Source organism: Secundilactobacillus muriivasis, assembly GCF_054785195.1.
The window spans coordinates 1-16396 of sequence record NZ_BAABMI010000006.1; the positions used below are offsets into that span (position 1 = coordinate 1).

Here is a 16396-nt window from a genome sequence, read left to right on the forward strand (position 1 = left end):
TTACGGGGGTGTTTACTTATATTCTGGGACCTAAACGAGTTTTGTCACACTCTCGCCTAAATCACACTCCGCTCAAACGGCTTATCACTAATGCCCTCACTCAAAATCTTCTTCGACCATTCTTTAGCCGAGAACAGTGAGTGGTCGCGGTAGTTGCCGCAGCTTGTGATGTCAGTGCCGGGGACGTCTTCCCACTTGATGTCGTTGGCGATTTGTTCCAACGAACTCTTCAGCGCCTTTGCGACTTCCGTTGTGGTTGGTTCGCCCCAAGCAATCAAATGGAACCCAGTCCGGCAACCGAATGGTGAGCAGTCGATAATGCCGTCCATGCGGTCACGCAACAAGCCAGCCAACAAGTGTTCAATGGTGTGTAAACCAGCCGTTGGAATGGCGTTTTCGTTTGGTTGGACTAATCGTAAATCAAAGTTCGAGATAGCGTCTCCCTTTGGGCCCTTTTCAACCGCAATTAAACGGACGTAGGGTGCCAAAACTTTGGTGTGATCTAATTCAAAACTTTCAACTTTTGCCATGTGATAAATGCCTCCAATTAATTAAGATGCCGTTTTTAGTATAACACGGAATTAAAATTGCCTATTCATACAAGTCTGGGCGGCGATCTTCAAATACTGGCATGAAACCCCGAATCTTATCGGTTTCATCGATATCAATGGTGACCGTCTTCAACTGTTCTTGATCATTTAACCGGGCAACTTCATTGCCAAGCGGATCAATCACAACTGAACTCCCGCCAAAGCGGTTGTCCGGATCACTGCCGACCCGGTTAACGGCAACCACAAATAGTTGATTTTCGATAGCCCGAGCCGCCAACAATTTCCGCCATTGTGCCAAGCGTGGTGTTGGCCATTCAGCGGGCACAAAAATCACCCGACTGTCGGTAAGACTCAGCGTCCGTAACCATTCGGGGAACCGAATATCGTAACAGATCACGCTAGTTGCACCAACCCCGTTAATGTCAAAGCGGTTCTTAGCATTTCCCGCTGCTAGATACTGATCTTCTGCCATCAGGCCAAACAAGTGCACCTTATCATAGGTCGCCACTTCCTGCCCGTTAGCATCGATCACGTAGGTCGTATTAAAGAACTTATCGCCACGCTTTACCGCGACTGAGCCCCCATGAATCATAATGTGGTACTTTTTAGCTAACGCGACTAAGACGTGTTGCGTCTGTTGGCCGTTTGGATCGGCAATATCCCCCAACCGAGTCAAATCGTATCCCGTGTTCCACATCTCCGGAAATACCACGATGTCGGCATGCTGCTCAGCAGCTTGCGCAACAAAGGGTTCAATTTTCGAAAAATTCTTCGCGGGCTGACCAAAATCAACGTCTATTTGTGCAATCGCAATTGTAAGTTCCATCCAGGTCCCTCCTATTATTGACGATTATTATAGCACCATTAAGTAGCGGATTTTCGTGATTGACCAGTCTCAGGCATAAATGCTATAAAATTTTAGAATTTAGTGAAATTTGCGCCCTTTTTCTAGCAATAAATTGCATTTAACGCCGAAGTCCCGCACAATGGGGGTATCATTTTTCACGAAAGAGGCTAGTCATAATGAACCCATTTAACGTTTACCTTGTCCGTCACGGCAGTACCATGCTGAACGCTTTCGACCGGATGCAGGGCTGGATCGATTCCGACCTCACCGATACCGGGATCGAACAGGCCAAGCAGGCCGCCGAAAAACTTCAGGGCATCAACTTTGACCGTGCATTTTCATCCGACCTTGGTCGCGCCATTGATACGCGCGATATTATTCTTTCAACGTTAGGTCAAACGCCAGCTACGCAACTGTTACCAGAGTTCCGCGAAGTTAACTTTGGCTTTTTTGAGGGTCTGAACTCTACCGATATTTGGCACGGCATCGCTGCCCCTTATGGCAAGAGTAGTCAAGAAGAACTCATTGAACTCGGCGGCTTAGAGGAAGCTCGCAATGCAATGAAGCAGGCGGATCCCTCTCACACTGCTGAAAGTACCGAAGAAGTCGTCGCGCGTATGAAGGCCGGCTTCAACAAACTGCGTGAACTTTGCCAACCGAGCGAAAACATCCTCTTGGTCAGCCACGGCACCCTGATTCGTACCATTGCGGATTACTTAGGCGTAGATACGATTGACAACTATCCGGCTAATGGCGGGGTGAGTCAGTTGAGTATCTTTGAGGATCAGGTGGTGTTTGAATCGTATAATCAATAGCGTGCGGAAACAAGGCGTTTAGAGACTGGAGCATAGGCCGCTTCCACCATAATCCCCGGTCTTTGGGGGTTGTGGTGGAAGTGGCCTATGTGCAAGTCTCTGTCTCTCGTAGCACGTTTCGGCTAGATAAAAGTAACGCTCATCCTTCCCTACCCCAACACCCAACTTTTTCAAAAGTCCGGCCCAATTTTTCAGTAATACCGCACCACCTGCCCCAATAAAACGTAACATCCCCACCTAAACCCGAAAATAGATGGTGTTAAAAGTTTCTCAGCGAAACTTTTAACACCATCTATTGAAAACGGTTACATTTTTCGTTAGACTATAGCTAGACTTTTAATTTTTCTGATGAGGTGGAGTAACAATGACAAAAACATTAGCAATCAACGCTGGCAGTTCAACCCTGAAGTGGAAGCTCTTTTCCATGCCCGATGAGACGGTGATCGCCTCTGGGCTCGTTGACCGCTTGAACTTGCCTGGGTCAATCTTTACGGTTAAGCGCCCAGACGCTGAAAAGTACCAGGTCACTCAGGATAATATTGACTACCGGTTGGCTGCTGCCATGGTACTCTCTCACCTGAAAGAGGCCGGCATCGTGAAGCATTTGCACGAAATCACTGGGATCGGTCACCGGGTCGTTGCGGGTGGCGAAATTTTCGATGATTCAGCTGTGATCACTGATGAATCTTTGAAGCAAATTCACTCACTGGCGCAATACGCCCCACTGCACAACCCAATCGAAGCGCAGTACATTGAGATCTTCCAGCAATTATTGCCGGAAGCTAAGCAAGTTGCTGTATTTGACACATCCCTTTACACCAACATGCCTAAACTGAACTACTTGTACCCAATTCCATACGAGTACTACGAAAAGTTTGGGGCTCGTAAATACGGCGCTCACGGCACTAGCCACCGTTACGTTGCCCACCGGACCGCTGAACTGTTAGGCAAGCCGCTCGAAGACCTTAAGCTAATCACGTTACACTTGGGTTCTGGTTCTTCAATTTCAGCTTTTGATCACGGCAAAGTTATCGACACATCAATGGGCTTCACCCCACTTGCCGGCGTCATGATGGGCACCCGTTCAGGTGATATTGATGCCTCACTGGTGACCTTCTTAGCCGAAAAGCTCAACATTAACATGAACGAAATGATTGATATTTTGAATCATAAATCCGGTCTGTTGGGTATCTCCCAACTATCCCCTGACCAACGGGACTTGGAAGACGCTGAAGTAACCAATCCACAAGCCAAATTAGCCTTGGATATGTTTGTGAACCGAGTTGTCCGCTACGTTGGGACCTACGTTGCTGAACTTAACGGCTTAGACGCCCTCGTCTTCACTGCCGGCTCAGGCGAAAACGGCATCGGTATGCGCCAACGCATTGCTGACCAGCTTGGCTACTTTGGCGTTAAGATCGATCCTGAAAAGAACGACTTCCGTGGTAAGGAGCGCGTTGTGAGTCCTGACGATGCACCCGTTACGGTGATGGTTGTGCCAACTAACGAAGAATTGATGATTGCGCGGGACGTTGCGCGGTTAAGTTAGTGTGCGGAACAAGACGTTTTGAGAGCGGAGTGTAAGGGACTTCGGTGAAAGCGCCCGGGTCTGGCGGTTTTATCGAAGCCCCTTACGTGCAGCTCTCAGTCTCGTGCAGCACCATTCGGCGCGGTGGCCAGAAGGCGCGGAGTTGACAAACCCGGCCACTTCAGGAACTCCGGAAATAACAGCCAAAGTGGCGCCGAATTTTGTAGCCTGAATGGGTACTTTTTAATGCGGCTTTGGCGAGCGAAGCGATGACAAACAGCCAATACCCAATTTCATTCAATACACTAACCACAAAACGAACGCCAGGTACCTGCTAACACAGGTATCTGGCGTTCGTTTTGTTCAAACAACTTACTTCATATAAGCCGTCTTAAAGTTATAGTTGGCACCGGCTGAGTTGTAGACGATGTCCTTTACATTTTGATTGAGTAACCATGGTGCGGATGACTGGTACAGTGGGGTAATCCCTTGATCCTTCAACAGGATGTTTTGGGCTTGAACCATGTCGTCCCAACGCTTTGAGGCGTTGTTGGCATCCGTAGTTGATGATGCCTTGATCAATTGATCATACTGGCTGTTTGACCAACCAGAGATGTTGCTTGGGTTGCCCTTGGTTAAGATGTTCAAGAAGGTAATTGGATCAGAGAAATCAGCGAACCAACTTGCCAACGTGACTTCATAACTGTGGGAAGCTTGCCGGGCTAACATCGTCCGGAACGGAATGTTTTGAACCGAGACCTTCAAACCTGGTAGGTTCTTCTGTAGGTCACTTTGGAGGTATTCGGCAACCTTCTTACCAGCTTCACTATCTGAAGCGGTGATGGTGAAACTAGGATTTGAAATCCCGGTTTCCTTCAAGCCTTCCTTCCAGAGCTGTTGGGCCTTCTTGGCGTTATACGTCATGACAGAGGTCTTAGCGATGTCAGCCGTAAAGTCTTTGCCCGTCTTAGGATTAGTTGCTAAGCCCTTGGAGACGAAGCTGCCGTTAACGATTGAGCCATCACCCAGCACTTTGTTGGCGATTTGGTCCCGATCAACGGCCATTGAGATGGCTTGACGAATCTTCAAGTTCTTAAACAAGGTCTTCTTTTGGTTAAGGGCCAAGTAGTAGCTACTTGATTGTGGCCGTGAGATCAAGTCCTTGTTGTTCTTCAAGTTCTTGGCTTGGTTCCCGGTCAACGGTGCCCCAATTAATTTCTTCGAGTTATATTGGTTCAAGGCCGTTTGGTTATCCTTGACCACTTGGTACTTCACAGCACTTAACTTAACAGCTTTCTTATCCCAGTAAGTGTTGTTCTTCTTGAGCGTCCAGGTTGTCCCCGTCCCGTTCCAGTTGGTTAACTTGAATGGGCCGTTGTAAACCATTTTGGCACTGGTCGTACCGTAAGCACTCCCGTATTTGTTAACAACCTTCTCGTTTTGTGGGAAGAACACTGGGAAACCGAGTAGCAGTTTGAAATACGGAATCTGTTGTTCCAAATTAATCTTCAACTGGTACTTGCCCGTTGCCTGAATCCCTAATTGGGTTGGTGACGTTTTGCCGTCCATAATTGAATCAGCGTTCTTGATGCCGCTAAACAGATAGCTGTACTGTGAAGCCGTCTTCGGGTTGACCGTCCGACGCCATGAGTACACGAAATCCTTCGCGGTCACGGTGTCACCGTTACTCCACTTGGTGTTATGGCGGATATCAATGGTGTAGGTCTTGCCACCATTGGTCTGCGTTAATTTAGTTGCCAAAGCGGTTTCTGGCTTACTATTGTTACCCAAACGATAAAGCCCTTCGTTGGTGTTATTCAACGCGTCAAAGGTTCCTAAAGCCGTTGACTTTGATAAATCCACCGTCGATAATTCACTGTCCGTTGGCATGGTAAATGTCTGCTTATCACTAGATGAGCTACTTGAACCACACGCACTCAGTAACAGGGCTAGGCCGGCGACTCCGGCAGTCGCCACCCACTTCTGATTCAACTTCATGATGATTCCTCCCAATCCTTTACAACATATAAACCACTAACATTAACAACACGTTAATCATAGTTTAACATAAATATTAGTTTTTTGTCGCTATTTACTAATTATTAGTTAATTAAAACCGCTTTATTCCAATAATTATGCTTCTCGGTGTTGAGTTTATGCAAATACTCATTTTTTCTCAGCATGCTATAATGTTGATAACTTAACGACGAAAGAAGGCCCCACCCATGAAATTAAACGTGCCCCTAATTGCACAACGTCCCGAATTACCGACTGGCTGCGAAATTACCGCAGTGACGATGATGCTCCAGTACGCTGGTGCTGCTGTGAACAAGGTGCAATTGGCGAAAGAAATGCCCCGCGATGCTGCTGACTGCGACCTTGGCTTTGTTGGTGATCCGTTTATGGAAGATGGCAATAGTATTTACCCACCTGCTCTGCTAGAGTTGATTACCAAGTACGCTGGCCACGCTACTGATTTGACCGGTGCTAGTTTGGCTGAACTCAAGGCACAACTCGACCAGAACAAGCCCGTTGTGATCTGGGTTGGCGAGTTTGATGGCTTTCATACGCATGCGCTGACTTTGATTGGGTATGATGATCAGCACGTGATCGTGAATGACTGTTGGACTGAGGAAGAGACCACTTTGAGTAATGAGCAGTTTGCTGAGATTCGGGCGAATAAGGGGAATCGGGCTGTGGGGTTGTAGGGTTTTTTGAATTAAATGCCAGTGCCGTGGAAATTGACTAGATGTGGTCAGTTTCTACGGCATTTTTGTGATTTTCAAGATTTAATTGTGATTCAAAAATATGCTTTTAGCGTCTTTTTATTTTAGACACGGTATTCTGTCTGAATCGACACACTATATCCCTAATGCATAATGCTAAGCAAATTAAGTACCGTGTATCCTCTTTTATAGATCGAACGTATGTTCTTGTTTCCAAAACTATTGCTTGATATAATCAATTTATTAACTGTGATACCTTCAAATTATTTTAACAACACTGCTGAATGGGTACCTATCATAACTGAATGGAGAATGGTTGAACTACCACCCACTAAAGTAGGTGGATTCTGGGAACACTGCAAACTTGCCAGTTAAGCTCTTCACTTCATCGGTAGCGGTCACAGTTATTTACCAAGGTACGTTCCACACCCGTTTAGTTTTAATTTTTGCGATTAATCAACTAACGCTAGACCTCGTTGTTTAATATTCAGTGCCGCATTAATGTCGCGGTCTAGCGTGGTTTGACAATTTGGACATTGCCAGTCGCGCACAGCTAGCCACTCATGAGTTGATAAGCCATCAAAGTCCGTATTTTTCTGTTGACACACATGACAGATGCGACTGGTGTTCTTAGGGTTAACGATAATCAGCTGCTTTCCGGCCCATTCAAACTTATAGGTCAGTAAGCGGACTAATGTCCCCCAAGCGGCATTGGCGATAGAACGCGCTAGTCGATGATTTTTCATTAGATTCTTGACGGATAGTTTTTCAACTACGAGCACATCATATTCCCGTACCAGTTGCGTGGTCAGTTTCTGCAAGTTATCCAGTCGACGCGCGGCAATCTGTCGCTTGATTTTAGCAACAGTTTTACGTGCCTGCTGGTACCGCGGAAACTGCCAGAGTTCGGTTCGCGGATTAAGGACTTTATTGTGCCGATCTTCAGCCATCGCCTGCTTCGCGTTTCGTAGTCGACGAGCTAGTTTGCGTTCCCACCGTCGTAGTCGGCGAGCTAATTCACGATCATACTGCGTTAATGGGACACTGGTGCCATTAGATAAGGTAATCAGTTGTTTCAGGCCTAGATCTAGACCAACTCTTTGATGCGTGAGTGGTAACGGAATCGGATCCTCACATTCTAGCAGAATGGTTGCTGAATATTGACCTTGCGGATTGATTCTAACGGTCACAGTATGAATCTTACCGTTTAGAATACGACCCGCTCGAAAGTAGACTTTCCCTAACTTTGGCAGTTTCAGGTGATGTTGATCGATCACTTCAATGTTCTTTCCAACGAATTTACTCGTATAGCTTTTATGATTATTTCGCTTGCTTTTAAACCGTGGAAACCGGTTGGCCAACGTTTTATCAAAGAACCGCTTATACGCATCGGTTAAATCTCGATTCACCCGTTGCAGAGCGGTTGAATCAACTAATTTGAGCCACGGATATTCTCGTTTCAATGCCGGTAATAAAGCATCACGATCGTAAGTCGATAGAAACCTGCATTCGGGATTATTGCGATAGCGTTCAATCAACATGTTAAGCATTTGGTTCCAAACAAATCGGGTGCTACCAAAGGTCATGTGGATCAATTGTTTTTGCGTGGCATTCGGGTAGAGTCGCACTTGAAAGGCTTGCAGTACCATGATGTCACCTCCGCATTGGTATACTCGTATCATACCATGTGATAAAGTAGAATCATAAGGATTTAACCCGCTAATTATTTTATATCAGAGGTGATATACATGAGAAAGAAAAAACGCATTCCCGATGCGATTTACACCCAATCGTACGTCTATAATTTTCACTTTCATTTGATTTGGACCACTAAGTATCGGCGAGAATTATTTACAACACCAGAATTAGTTGTCGAAATGAAGACCATTCTTAGCCGGATTGCGGAATTAAATGAAATCACAATCGAAACCATGGAAGTGATGCCGGATCATATCCACCTGCTGATCAGCTTCAAACCAAAATTAGCTCCGACCACAGTGGTGAAAGCCTTTAAAGGGGCCTCAGCGCGACTTTTCTTTAAAAATCATCCTGATATTAAAGCAAGTGCGTTTTGGGGTGGTCATCTATGGACGCGAAGCTACTACATGAGTACTCTCGGCAATATGAGCCGTGAAGTTGTTGAAACATATATTGAAGGTCAACGATTGAAAGGATAGATCAAATTCGTGTCGCTTACATCCCCGGTTTAAAAACCGGAGCATTACGCTCTATTTCAGTAAATTTATGGTCAAACAAAACGCCACAATCAAGGCCGTTCCTTATCAAGTTACTCGTGACGATGGGATTGACGGCTACTATTCTGATAAAAGAATAGAAACACGTTACCGGTTAGTCGATACGCAAACTGGTGCCATTATCAATGATGCCAACGGATATGGCTTCAAAACAGCTCAGAATGCTTATCGCGCAAATGGTTATCATCAGAAAAAGCGACGCAATCAGTTAACCAAGTCTGAGAAAGTAGCACAGTTTTTCAAACAACACCCCGATATTGCAGATCAATTTACACAACTGTGTTTTTTATCACTTCATGATGATGAACAACTGGGCGAAAGTGAATTTCAAGCACTAATGGATCAATCGGAAATTACGTGGCCGATTTCGGCTAAATATTTAGCTGTTAATTATCAACGCTTAAAGTTTTGAAATTATGTATGGGATAAATCGCCAGAAATAAAATTAGGGAGAGCTGATACTTGACCGAGTGCTACTGGCGACGCTCATTGCGATTACTTTGTTTTCGGCGCTTGTTTGGCTTTTAGTTTCTGGATAATCGTTTCCATAGTGCAATTTTTCTGTTTTGGATGTTCTCGGCTACCGCGCCGAAACGCGCGGAGAAAAACTGAGAGCTATGTGTAAGGACCGGAAGATAAAAGCCCAGGGCTAGCTGATACCTGACCAAGTGCTACTGGCGACGCTCATTGCGATTACTTTGTTTTCGGCGCTTGTTTGGCTTTTAGTTTCTGGATAATCGTTTTTATAGTGCAGCTTGTCTGCTTTGATTGTTTTCGGCTACCGCGCCGAAACGCGCGGAGAAAAACTGAGAGCTATGTGTAAGGACCGAAAGACAAAAGCCCAAGCCCAGGGCTTTTGTCTTTCGGTCCTTACACGCCGCTCTCAACCCGTTTTTCTCCACGCTCTGCACTAAAAAAACTATTTGATGCAGCCCTAGGCGACCCTCACCAAATAGTCTCAATCACACGGCGATGTTCCCGGCATTATCGACCGCTAAATAGGCGCGGCCGGTATTTTTAACCATCACATACGTGTTTAATTTTTGATTCAATTGTTTTCGGAACTTATCAATCAGCTCTTTTGGATCTATCTGCGTTAACCCCTCATAGTACAGTGACTGTACGAACGCATCGTACTCGTCCTCGATGACCTCGCCGACACTCCGCACATCCGTGTAACTTGGTGGATTATTCCCCTTCTTGCGGTAACTATCGGGATCTGCCATATCCTGTTCTAACAACGTTGGCGCTACGTGGAGAGAGTCGATCACCGCTGCCGTTTGTGGCAAATGCAGTTGGTCAACGATCTCATCCGGTTCCAATTCGGGCTGAGTCATACTATAATCACTTCTCTCTAATATCATTAGTAAACATTATGCCACGAAACTAAGTCGTTACTGTTAAAAAAGTGATAAAGTTTTGTTAAAATGTCTCACTATGAAAGACAATTGTCCTAAAACCACTAAATCGACTCATTTTCCAAAAATCAATGCCGATAATCGTTGTGAAATCAGCTTTCATCAATTATATCTAAATTAGATTGTTTTCAAAGAAGCGTCCTAACTGCCACCTAACACCGCTCTAGTTGGCACATTTCTGTAACATTACTCACGAAAACCAACTAAGCGAACCGCTAATCGTTCCTGCCGAACGCCAAATACCGTTCGCTGACAAAACCGGTTCAGTACCGTCTTCAAAAAAATGGCCACAACGCCCGCAACCTGTACCCGACTCTCCTGACTCAAATCGGGCTGCCGATACTGAACCGTCAGTATCGCTTGATGCCGCTCATGATCCGCCGTTACCCGAACTAATTTTGCGATACCATACGCCTCACCCTTCATATACGGGACGGTCGTGCGCCACTCATCAGTCCAAGGACTCTGCGACAATAACAATTCGTGAATCGCCGAATCCAACTGTTGGCCGGTTGTGACGTGGCGTTGATTTTGTTGATCCAGCCAATCAATGTAGACCGGCCAAGTGTACGTAAAGGTTGTAGGCATCCGTCTGAACTCCGTTTCGTTAGTTTCCACCCAGTATAGGCCTCAGCCTCAACCAACTTCAAGCTCAAATCTCAAACCGAACCCCCACCGCGCCAAATACCGCTATGTTTACCCCCAAAAGTCGAGTACAATGGGAACAATAGTTTAGATTTGTTTCGAGGGGGAATCACACATTGCGTCGCTACATTGCAGAATTTTTAGGGACCTTTAGTTTAATCTTAATTGGCACCGGGACGGCGGCTCTGACCAATGCCGATCCACTGACTATCAGCCTCGCCTTTGGGCTGACCTTTGCCGCCATGGCCACCATTTTCCAACCGTTCACGGACGGTCAATTTAACCCAGCTATCACGCTAGGCCAAGCACTCAACGGTAAGCTCCCATGGACTGAAGCACTCTGGGTCGTCCTTAGCCAATTGATTGGCGCTATCCTAGCTTCCGGACTAGTCAGAATCTTAGCCCTTAACCTGGGAAATGCCTCCAATGCGTTGGGCCAAACCACTTCTCGGTTAGACTGGCCAGTCGTGTTACTCACTGAGGGCATTTTAACCATGATTCTCGTCCTCGGTTTTTTGATTCTGGACGATACCGATCATCCGTTAGCCGGTTTTTTCAACGGCATTCTCCTTGCCGCACTGACCCTCGTTGGTTACGGTTTGACTGGCCCCGCTTTAAACCCAGCGCGGGCACTCGCACCAGCGCTATACGTTGGCAGTGATGCCATTGCGCAGGTTTGGCTGTACATTGTCGGGCCACTTTTAGGTGCCGTCGTTGCGGCTGGTATTAACCGCTTCTTTAGAACAACAGATTAAGCCCACATCAAAAAGATCCTGATGCCACTCACTGGCATTCAGGATCTTTTTAGTTACTCATCAATCTTATTCACTTAATTGACACGCTTCAAGAAGGCTTCAACCTGTTCCGGTGTCGCCCCAACCATCACAGCGGCGCGCAACGGCATGTTCAGCAACATCTGATCATCCGTTGTTTGACCACCCGCAATGGCTTCAAAGGTTTTCGCCAATCCAGACGCTTCAAGTGCCTGCTTGGCCCGTGGATCGTGCAACAAATCGCCCACGTAGGACTCGCTCGTAATGGGCTCAGCATTATCTTGATCACTGGTCAACGTTACTTGCTGACTTAGTGGCAGGTCACGACTATCATGGCCAACCGCAACCAGATAGTTGCCACTATCTAATTGCCAAGTTGCCTTAGCTGGGTTGTACCAGCTGAACGCCCGTTGGTCTAACGTGAAGGACACCGTTGCCGATTTGCCGGCTTCAAGGGTGACTTGTTCAAATCCCGCAAGTGTCCGCACTGGCTTTTCGATATGACTTGCCTGATTACCAACGTAGATCTGAACGGTTTCAGTCCCCGCAACGTCACCGGTATTCGTCACCCGAACCTGACCGTCAACGTGGTCGCCCGCAACCGTGAGCTTTAACTCATCGTATTTAAACTGCGTATAGCTTAACCCATAACCAAATGGAAACGCCACTGGTAACTGCTTCTTATCGTAGTAGCGGTAGCCCATAAACAGTCCTTCACGGTAAACTTCGCGCGCCGGGTCAGCGTTAAAGGTTAGCGCGCTCGGCGTATCAGCCAACCGGAGTGGGAAGGTTTCAGCCAAGCGCCCACTTGGGTTCACTCGGCCAGATAATACGTCCCAGGTAGCTTCACCAACGGCTTCGCCAGCCAAATACGTTTCGAGGATTCCAGCAACTTGGTGCTGCCAAGGCATCAACACGACCGCACCGTTTTGTAGCACAACGGTCACGTGATTGTTCACCGCAGCCACTGCTTCGATCAACTTCGTTTGGTTTTCTGGTAAGGAAAGACTCGTCTTATCGAACCCTTCTGATTCCCGTTCGGCTGGGTAGCCCGCAAACAAGACCACCTGATCAGCTGATTTAGCGACGGCAACAGCTGCTTGGAGTTGTTGGTCATCAACGGTTTCTTGGTCTAACTGATACCCGGCCGCAAACTGAACCTCCGGACGAGCGGCTTGAATCGCTTCGAGCGGCGATACCACCCGATAAGCGTTCACGTGAGAACTGCCACCACCTTGGTACCGTGGCGTTTTAGCCAGTGCGCCTAAGACCGCTAAGGAACGGTCGGCCTTCAATGGCAAGACTTGGTCGTTATTTTGTAGCAACACCATACTCTTAGCCGCTAACTGACGGGCGTACGCGTGTTGTGCATCTAAATCGTAAGACTCGACTTCACCGGCTGGTTGTTGCCACTTAGCGACCATCCGTAAAACTCGAGCGACTGCGCGGTTAAGCGTGCCAATGCCAAGTTCACCAGCGTCAACGGCGTCGATGATTTCTTGAACGGATAAATCACCCTTCCCAGGCATTTCGAGGTCCAAGCCGGCCTTTAGTGCGGCAACGTGGTCGGCAACGGCGCCCCAGTCAGACATAACGAGGCCGTCAAAGCCCCAGTCGTCGCGAAGAATCTGGGTCAACAACCGCTGATTCTGGGAGTTCAGCGTCCCGTTGATCGCGTTGTACGAGCACATAATGGTTGCGGGGTGGCCTTGCTTAACCACCTTTTCAAATGGCGCCAAATACAGCTCTCGCAACGTCCGCTCGTCCATATCAGACGACATCGTAAACCGCTGATTTTCCCGGTTGTTGGCGGCAAAGTGCTTCACACTGACCCCGACGCCCTGCTGTTGAACCCCGTTCACGTAACTAGCAGCTAACTCACCAGCCAGGTACGGATCCTCTGAGAAATACTCAAAGTTCCGTCCCGCCAACGGACTGCGTTTTAAGTTAATGCCAGGTCCCAGCAAAACGCCCACTTTTTCGGCACGGGCCGCTTCACCTAAATTGGTGCCCAGTTGCGTCAATCCAGCCCGGTCAAACGAACAGGCTGTCAGCGATGACGCCGGAAAACAAACCGCGGTGACACTCTGATTCAAACCCAGCGCATCCGCCGAACTGGCCTGTTTCCGTAACCCAGATGGGCCATCGGTCATCATCATCCGTTGCAGGTTGACCCGCTGATTACCAGCGGTAAACCAGAAATCCTTGCCAGACACCAACGCTGCTTTTTCAGCCAGCGATAACTGTTGGACTAAGTCTTGATCAATTTGCGTCATTTTTCCGATCCTTTCTCATCTTTAATTGCCGTTGCTGGCACCTCCGTTAGGAACTGATACACAGCACCAACGAGGTTCGCGTCATTTTGGAACTGACAACTCATAATTTCGGTTTCAATCGCCGCGGCGCCGTGCCGGTGCAGTAAGTCAGACACCCGCTGTTTCACATGAAACAACACGTCTTCGCGACTAGAAATCCCGCCACCCAATAACAAGCGATCCGGGTTCACACTGACAATCAGATTATAAGCCGCGACACTCAACCAGTGGTACATTTCGTCCAAACACTGCCGAGCAACCTCATCACCCTTAGCAGAACGGTCAAACACCACGTGCGCGTCAACGGGTTGCGGACTCCCGGTCAGTCGGTTATAGCGGTTGGCCATCTTAACCGGGCTCGCAAGTTCACTGAGCGTGTCATCTTGCCCAGTCATGACCATGTAGCCAAATTCACCGCCGAACTGGTCGTGCCCCGTCCAGATGTGCCCGTCTTGAACGATGCTGCCACCGATACCGGTGCCAATGATCATCAGTACGGACGACGTTGTGCCAGCAGCATTTCCTAACCAAGCTTCCGCCAATGCGGCACAGTTGGCATCGTTTTGAATCGTCACGGGAACGTCGAAGGCTTCCTTCAACGTTGCTTTGATTTCAAATCCGTTGAGGTACTCAACCGCACTTGTCCCAGTAATTTTACCGGCCACTGTGTCGACGCTACCCGGTAAACTGATAGCAACCCCCATGATGGGATGTGGCGCCTCTTGTTTGAGCTTCAGTAACGCCAACAGTAACGCCGTCCAAGTTTCGGGGGTCTCAAAACGTCCTTTACCAGCAAGTTGGCGATTTTGCCAGTAGGCGTATTTGACCGTCGTACCACCAATATCGATGGCCAACAGCCAGTCTTCAGGCTTGAGTTCAAGCATGTTTAGCCCCGCTTTCAGACAGATCATCACCGTTCGTTTCAATCACGTGTTGGTACCAGTAGAAGGAATCTTTCCGGTACCGCGCAAGGCTACCAGAACCGTCATCGTTACGGTCCACGTAAATGAACCCGTAACGTTTCGACAACTGACCGGTACTTGCGGACACGATATCAATGGCACTCCAAGGGGTGTAGCCCATGACATCAACGCCGTCTTCCACCATGGCGAGCTTCATCTGTTCGATGTGGTCCCGGAGGTACTTGATCCGATACTGGTCATGTACCTGATGGTCGGCTTCCAACTTATCAATGGCACCAATCCCGTTTTCGACGATAAATACCGGCACGTGGTAACGATCATTCATCCAGTTCAGCCCGTAACGCAGGCCTTCGGGATCCACTTGCCAGCCCCAATCGGAACGCGGCACGTAGGTGTTGGTGACCAAGTCTTCAGATTCGTTGTAAGAGTAGTACTTGTCTTCGTGATCAGAAGCGGCGGTCGCAAACGACATGTAGTAACTGAACCCGAGGTAATCGACGGTACCTTTCTTTAATTCAGCCAAATCTTCTGGCGTGATATCCAAGTTAAACTGCTTGGCTTTTTGATACCGCGTCAACCAACTTGGGTACTCCCCTTCAACCTGCACATCAGAGAACCAGAACCGCGTTTGCATGGCACGTTGAGCCTTCAACACATCCGCTGGTTTATCCGTTGCGGGATAGACTGGCGAGAAGGCAACCATGGCACCAATTTGGAAGTCGGGGTTGATCTTGTGACCAATCTGAACAGCTCGCGCACTAGCAACCACTTCGTAGTGGCCGGCTTGGTACATCACAGCTTCAGCATTTTCTCCAGGCTTAACTTGAATCCCAGAGTTGGTAAATAACGTAAATTCACGGTTGTAGTTACTCTGGTTGTTGATTTCGTTGAAGGTTAACCAGTACTTGACCTTGTCCTTGTAGCGGTTAAACACGGCTTCGGCAAACCGGGTAAAGAAGGTGATCGTCTTCCGGCTCCGGAAACCACCATACTCGGTCACAAGGTGGTACGGCATCTCAAAGTGAGACAGCGTGACAACCGGTTCAATGTTGTACTTGAGGCATTCATCAAACAACCGGTCGTAGAACGCTAACCCTTCTTCGTTCGGTTCCGTTTCATCACCCTGTGGAAAAATTCGTGACCAGGCAATCGACGTCCGGAAACTCTTAAAGCCCATTTCAGCAAACAACTTCACATCTTCTGGGAACTGGTGGTAAAAATCCACCGCCTCATGGTTTGGGTAAAATTCACCCTCTTGAACGCCATCCGTGATCCGCCGTTCATCGTGACTCCCAGCAGCGGTCATCACATCGGCAACGCTGAGGCCTTTGCCGCCAACGTTATAGGCCCCTTCAACTTGGTGCGCTGCAACGGCGCCACCCCATAGGAAATTCTTTGGTAATTCTGTCATAGTTTGTGCTTCCTCTCTTGTGTCAATTTTTGTAACTTATGTTTGTGTTGAGCTGATTTTGGTTGCCGGCTGTTTGTCTTCGCTTCGCTCGCCAAAAGCGCGTGAAAATCAATGTTCTCAGGCTACAAAATTCGGCGCCACTTTGACTGTTATTTCCAGGGTTCCTGAAGTAAGTGAAACTTGTCAACC

At 47.9% G+C, this 16396-nt stretch carries 15 protein-coding genes; 6 read left to right on the forward strand and 9 right to left on the reverse strand.

Annotated elements, in window-relative coordinates; all coding sequences use genetic code 11:
• Positions 1-56 precede the first annotated feature (56 nt).
• Positions 57-530 (reverse strand): S-ribosylhomocysteine lyase, encoded by a 474-nt coding sequence (locus ACYVR3_RS00980; RefSeq protein WP_054736997.1) that lies wholly within the window; start codon positions 528-530, stop codon positions 57-59.
• Positions 531-591: 61 nt separating this feature from the next.
• The gene (locus tag ACYVR3_RS00985; protein ID WP_054736998.1) at positions 592-1377 is read right to left on the reverse strand and encodes a carbon-nitrogen family hydrolase; all 786 of its coding nucleotides are present in this window, start codon (positions 1375-1377) and stop codon (positions 592-594) included.
• 197 nt (positions 1378-1574) lie between these two features.
• Between ACYVR3_RS00985 and ACYVR3_RS00990 the strand changes: the two genes are divergently transcribed.
• Both ACYVR3_RS00990 and ACYVR3_RS00995 read left to right on the forward strand, forming a co-directional pair.
• On the forward strand, positions 1575-2213 hold the full coding sequence (locus ACYVR3_RS00990) for a histidine phosphatase family protein (protein WP_461242752.1): 639 nt from the start codon (positions 1575-1577) through the stop codon (positions 2211-2213).
• Positions 2214-2577: 364 nt separating this feature from the next.
• On the forward strand, positions 2578-3762 hold the full coding sequence (locus ACYVR3_RS00995; protein ID WP_461242753.1) for an acetate/propionate family kinase: 1185 nt from the start codon (positions 2578-2580) through the stop codon (positions 3760-3762).
• A gap of 351 nt (positions 3763-4113) precedes the next feature.
• Here the strand turns inward: ACYVR3_RS00995 and ACYVR3_RS01000 are convergent, their stop codons facing one another.
• Positions 4114-5739 (reverse strand): peptide ABC transporter substrate-binding protein, encoded by a 1626-nt coding sequence (locus tag ACYVR3_RS01000; RefSeq protein ID WP_461242754.1) that lies wholly within the window; start codon positions 5737-5739, stop codon positions 4114-4116.
• Positions 5740-5966: 227 nt separating this feature from the next.
• On the opposite strand from ACYVR3_RS01000, the gene ACYVR3_RS01005 reads away from it, so the two are divergent.
• A complete protein-coding gene (locus ACYVR3_RS01005) occupies positions 5967-6449 on the forward strand; it encodes a C39 family peptidase (RefSeq protein WP_461242755.1) in 483 nt (160 codons plus the stop codon).
• A gap of 470 nt (positions 6450-6919) precedes the next feature.
• Here ACYVR3_RS01005 and ACYVR3_RS01010 read toward each other — a convergent pair whose 3' ends face one another.
• Positions 6920-8116 (reverse strand): RNA-guided endonuclease TnpB family protein, encoded by a 1197-nt coding sequence (locus ACYVR3_RS01010; protein ID WP_461242756.1) that lies wholly within the window; start codon positions 8114-8116, stop codon positions 6920-6922.
• 99 nt (positions 8117-8215) lie between these two features.
• Between ACYVR3_RS01010 and tnpA the strand changes: the two genes are divergently transcribed.
• Together tnpA and ACYVR3_RS01020 are read left to right on the forward strand one after the other, a co-directional pair.
• Positions 8216-8644 (forward strand): IS200/IS605 family transposase, encoded by a 429-nt coding sequence (gene tnpA / locus ACYVR3_RS01015; protein ID WP_461242757.1) that lies wholly within the window; start codon positions 8216-8218, stop codon positions 8642-8644.
• Positions 8645-8711: 67 nt separating this feature from the next.
• Positions 8712-9134, forward strand: coding sequence for a hypothetical protein (locus ACYVR3_RS01020; RefSeq protein ID WP_461242758.1), 423 nt, complete (start codon positions 8712-8714; stop codon positions 9132-9134).
• A gap of 550 nt (positions 9135-9684) precedes the next feature.
• On the opposite strand, the gene ACYVR3_RS01025 is transcribed toward ACYVR3_RS01020, so the two are convergent.
• A complete protein-coding gene (locus ACYVR3_RS01025) occupies positions 9685-10059 on the reverse strand; it encodes a hypothetical protein (RefSeq protein WP_054736718.1) in 375 nt (124 codons plus the stop codon).
• Positions 10060-10326: 267 nt separating this feature from the next.
• On the reverse strand, positions 10327-10728 hold the full coding sequence (locus ACYVR3_RS01030; RefSeq protein WP_461242759.1) for a hypothetical protein: 402 nt from the start codon (positions 10726-10728) through the stop codon (positions 10327-10329).
• Between the two features lie 173 nt (positions 10729-10901).
• On the opposite strand from ACYVR3_RS01030, the gene ACYVR3_RS01035 reads away from it, so the two are divergent.
• Positions 10902-11540: an MIP/aquaporin family protein gene (locus ACYVR3_RS01035; RefSeq protein ID WP_461242760.1), complete on the forward strand. Its 639-nt coding sequence runs from the start codon at positions 10902-10904 to the stop codon at positions 11538-11540.
• 74 nt (positions 11541-11614) lie between these two features.
• Here ACYVR3_RS01035 and ACYVR3_RS01040 read toward each other — a convergent pair whose 3' ends face one another.
• From ACYVR3_RS01040 to ACYVR3_RS01050, 3 genes are read right to left on the reverse strand one after another with little or no spacing between them, the layout of a single operon-like run.
• The gene (locus ACYVR3_RS01040; RefSeq protein ID WP_461242761.1) at positions 11615-13834 is read right to left on the reverse strand and encodes a glycoside hydrolase family 3 C-terminal domain-containing protein; all 2220 of its coding nucleotides are present in this window, start codon (positions 13832-13834) and stop codon (positions 11615-11617) included.
• A complete protein-coding gene (locus ACYVR3_RS01045; RefSeq protein WP_461242762.1) occupies positions 13831-14757 on the reverse strand; it encodes an ROK family protein in 927 nt (308 codons plus the stop codon). The genes ACYVR3_RS01040 and ACYVR3_RS01045 overlap by 4 nt, the downstream gene beginning before the upstream one ends.
• Positions 14750-16207, reverse strand: a complete 1458-nt coding sequence (locus ACYVR3_RS01050) for a 6-phospho-beta-glucosidase (protein WP_461242763.1) — start codon at positions 16205-16207, stop codon at positions 14750-14752. Before ACYVR3_RS01050 ends, ACYVR3_RS01045 begins: the two co-directional genes overlap by 8 nt.
• Positions 16208-16396: the final 189 nt, after the last annotated feature.

What these genes read in the sequence shown, in the direction of transcription:
- ACYVR3_RS00995 (WP_461242753.1), top strand. Translation starts at nt 2,578, where the DNA reads ATGACAAAAACATTAGCAATCAACGCTGGCAGTTCAACCCTGAAGTGG.
- ACYVR3_RS00990 (WP_461242752.1), top strand. Translation starts at nt 1,575, where the DNA reads ATGAACCCATTTAACGTTTACCTTGTCCGTCACGGCAGTACCATGCTG.
- ACYVR3_RS01020 (WP_461242758.1), top strand. Translation starts at nt 8,712, where the DNA reads ATGGTCAAACAAAACGCCACAATCAAGGCCGTTCCTTATCAAGTTACT.
- ACYVR3_RS01030 (WP_461242759.1), bottom strand. Translation starts at nt 10,728, where the DNA reads ATGCCTACAACCTTTACGTACACTTGGCCGGTCTACATTGATTGGCTG.
- ACYVR3_RS01000 (WP_461242754.1), bottom strand. Translation starts at nt 5,739, where the DNA reads ATGAAGTTGAATCAGAAGTGGGTGGCGACTGCCGGAGTCGCCGGCCTA.
- ACYVR3_RS01005 (WP_461242755.1), top strand. Translation starts at nt 5,967, where the DNA reads ATGAAATTAAACGTGCCCCTAATTGCACAACGTCCCGAATTACCGACT.
- ACYVR3_RS01050 (WP_461242763.1), bottom strand. Translation starts at nt 16,207, where the DNA reads ATGACAGAATTACCAAAGAATTTCCTATGGGGTGGCGCCGTTGCAGCG.
- ACYVR3_RS00980 (WP_054736997.1), bottom strand. Translation starts at nt 530, where the DNA reads ATGGCAAAAGTTGAAAGTTTTGAATTAGATCACACCAAAGTTTTGGCA.
- ACYVR3_RS01025 (WP_054736718.1), bottom strand. Translation starts at nt 10,059, where the DNA reads ATGACTCAGCCCGAATTGGAACCGGATGAGATCGTTGACCAACTGCAT.
- ACYVR3_RS01040 (WP_461242761.1), bottom strand. Translation starts at nt 13,834, where the DNA reads ATGACGCAAATTGATCAAGACTTAGTCCAACAGTTATCGCTGGCTGAA.
- ACYVR3_RS01010 (WP_461242756.1), bottom strand. Translation starts at nt 8,116, where the DNA reads ATGGTACTGCAAGCCTTTCAAGTGCGACTCTACCCGAATGCCACGCAA.
- ACYVR3_RS01045 (WP_461242762.1), bottom strand. Translation starts at nt 14,757, where the DNA reads ATGCTTGAACTCAAGCCTGAAGACTGGCTGTTGGCCATCGATATTGGT.
- ACYVR3_RS00985 (WP_054736998.1), bottom strand. Translation starts at nt 1,377, where the DNA reads ATGGAACTTACAATTGCGATTGCACAAATAGACGTTGATTTTGGTCAG.
- tnpA (WP_461242757.1), top strand. Translation starts at nt 8,216, where the DNA reads ATGAGAAAGAAAAAACGCATTCCCGATGCGATTTACACCCAATCGTAC.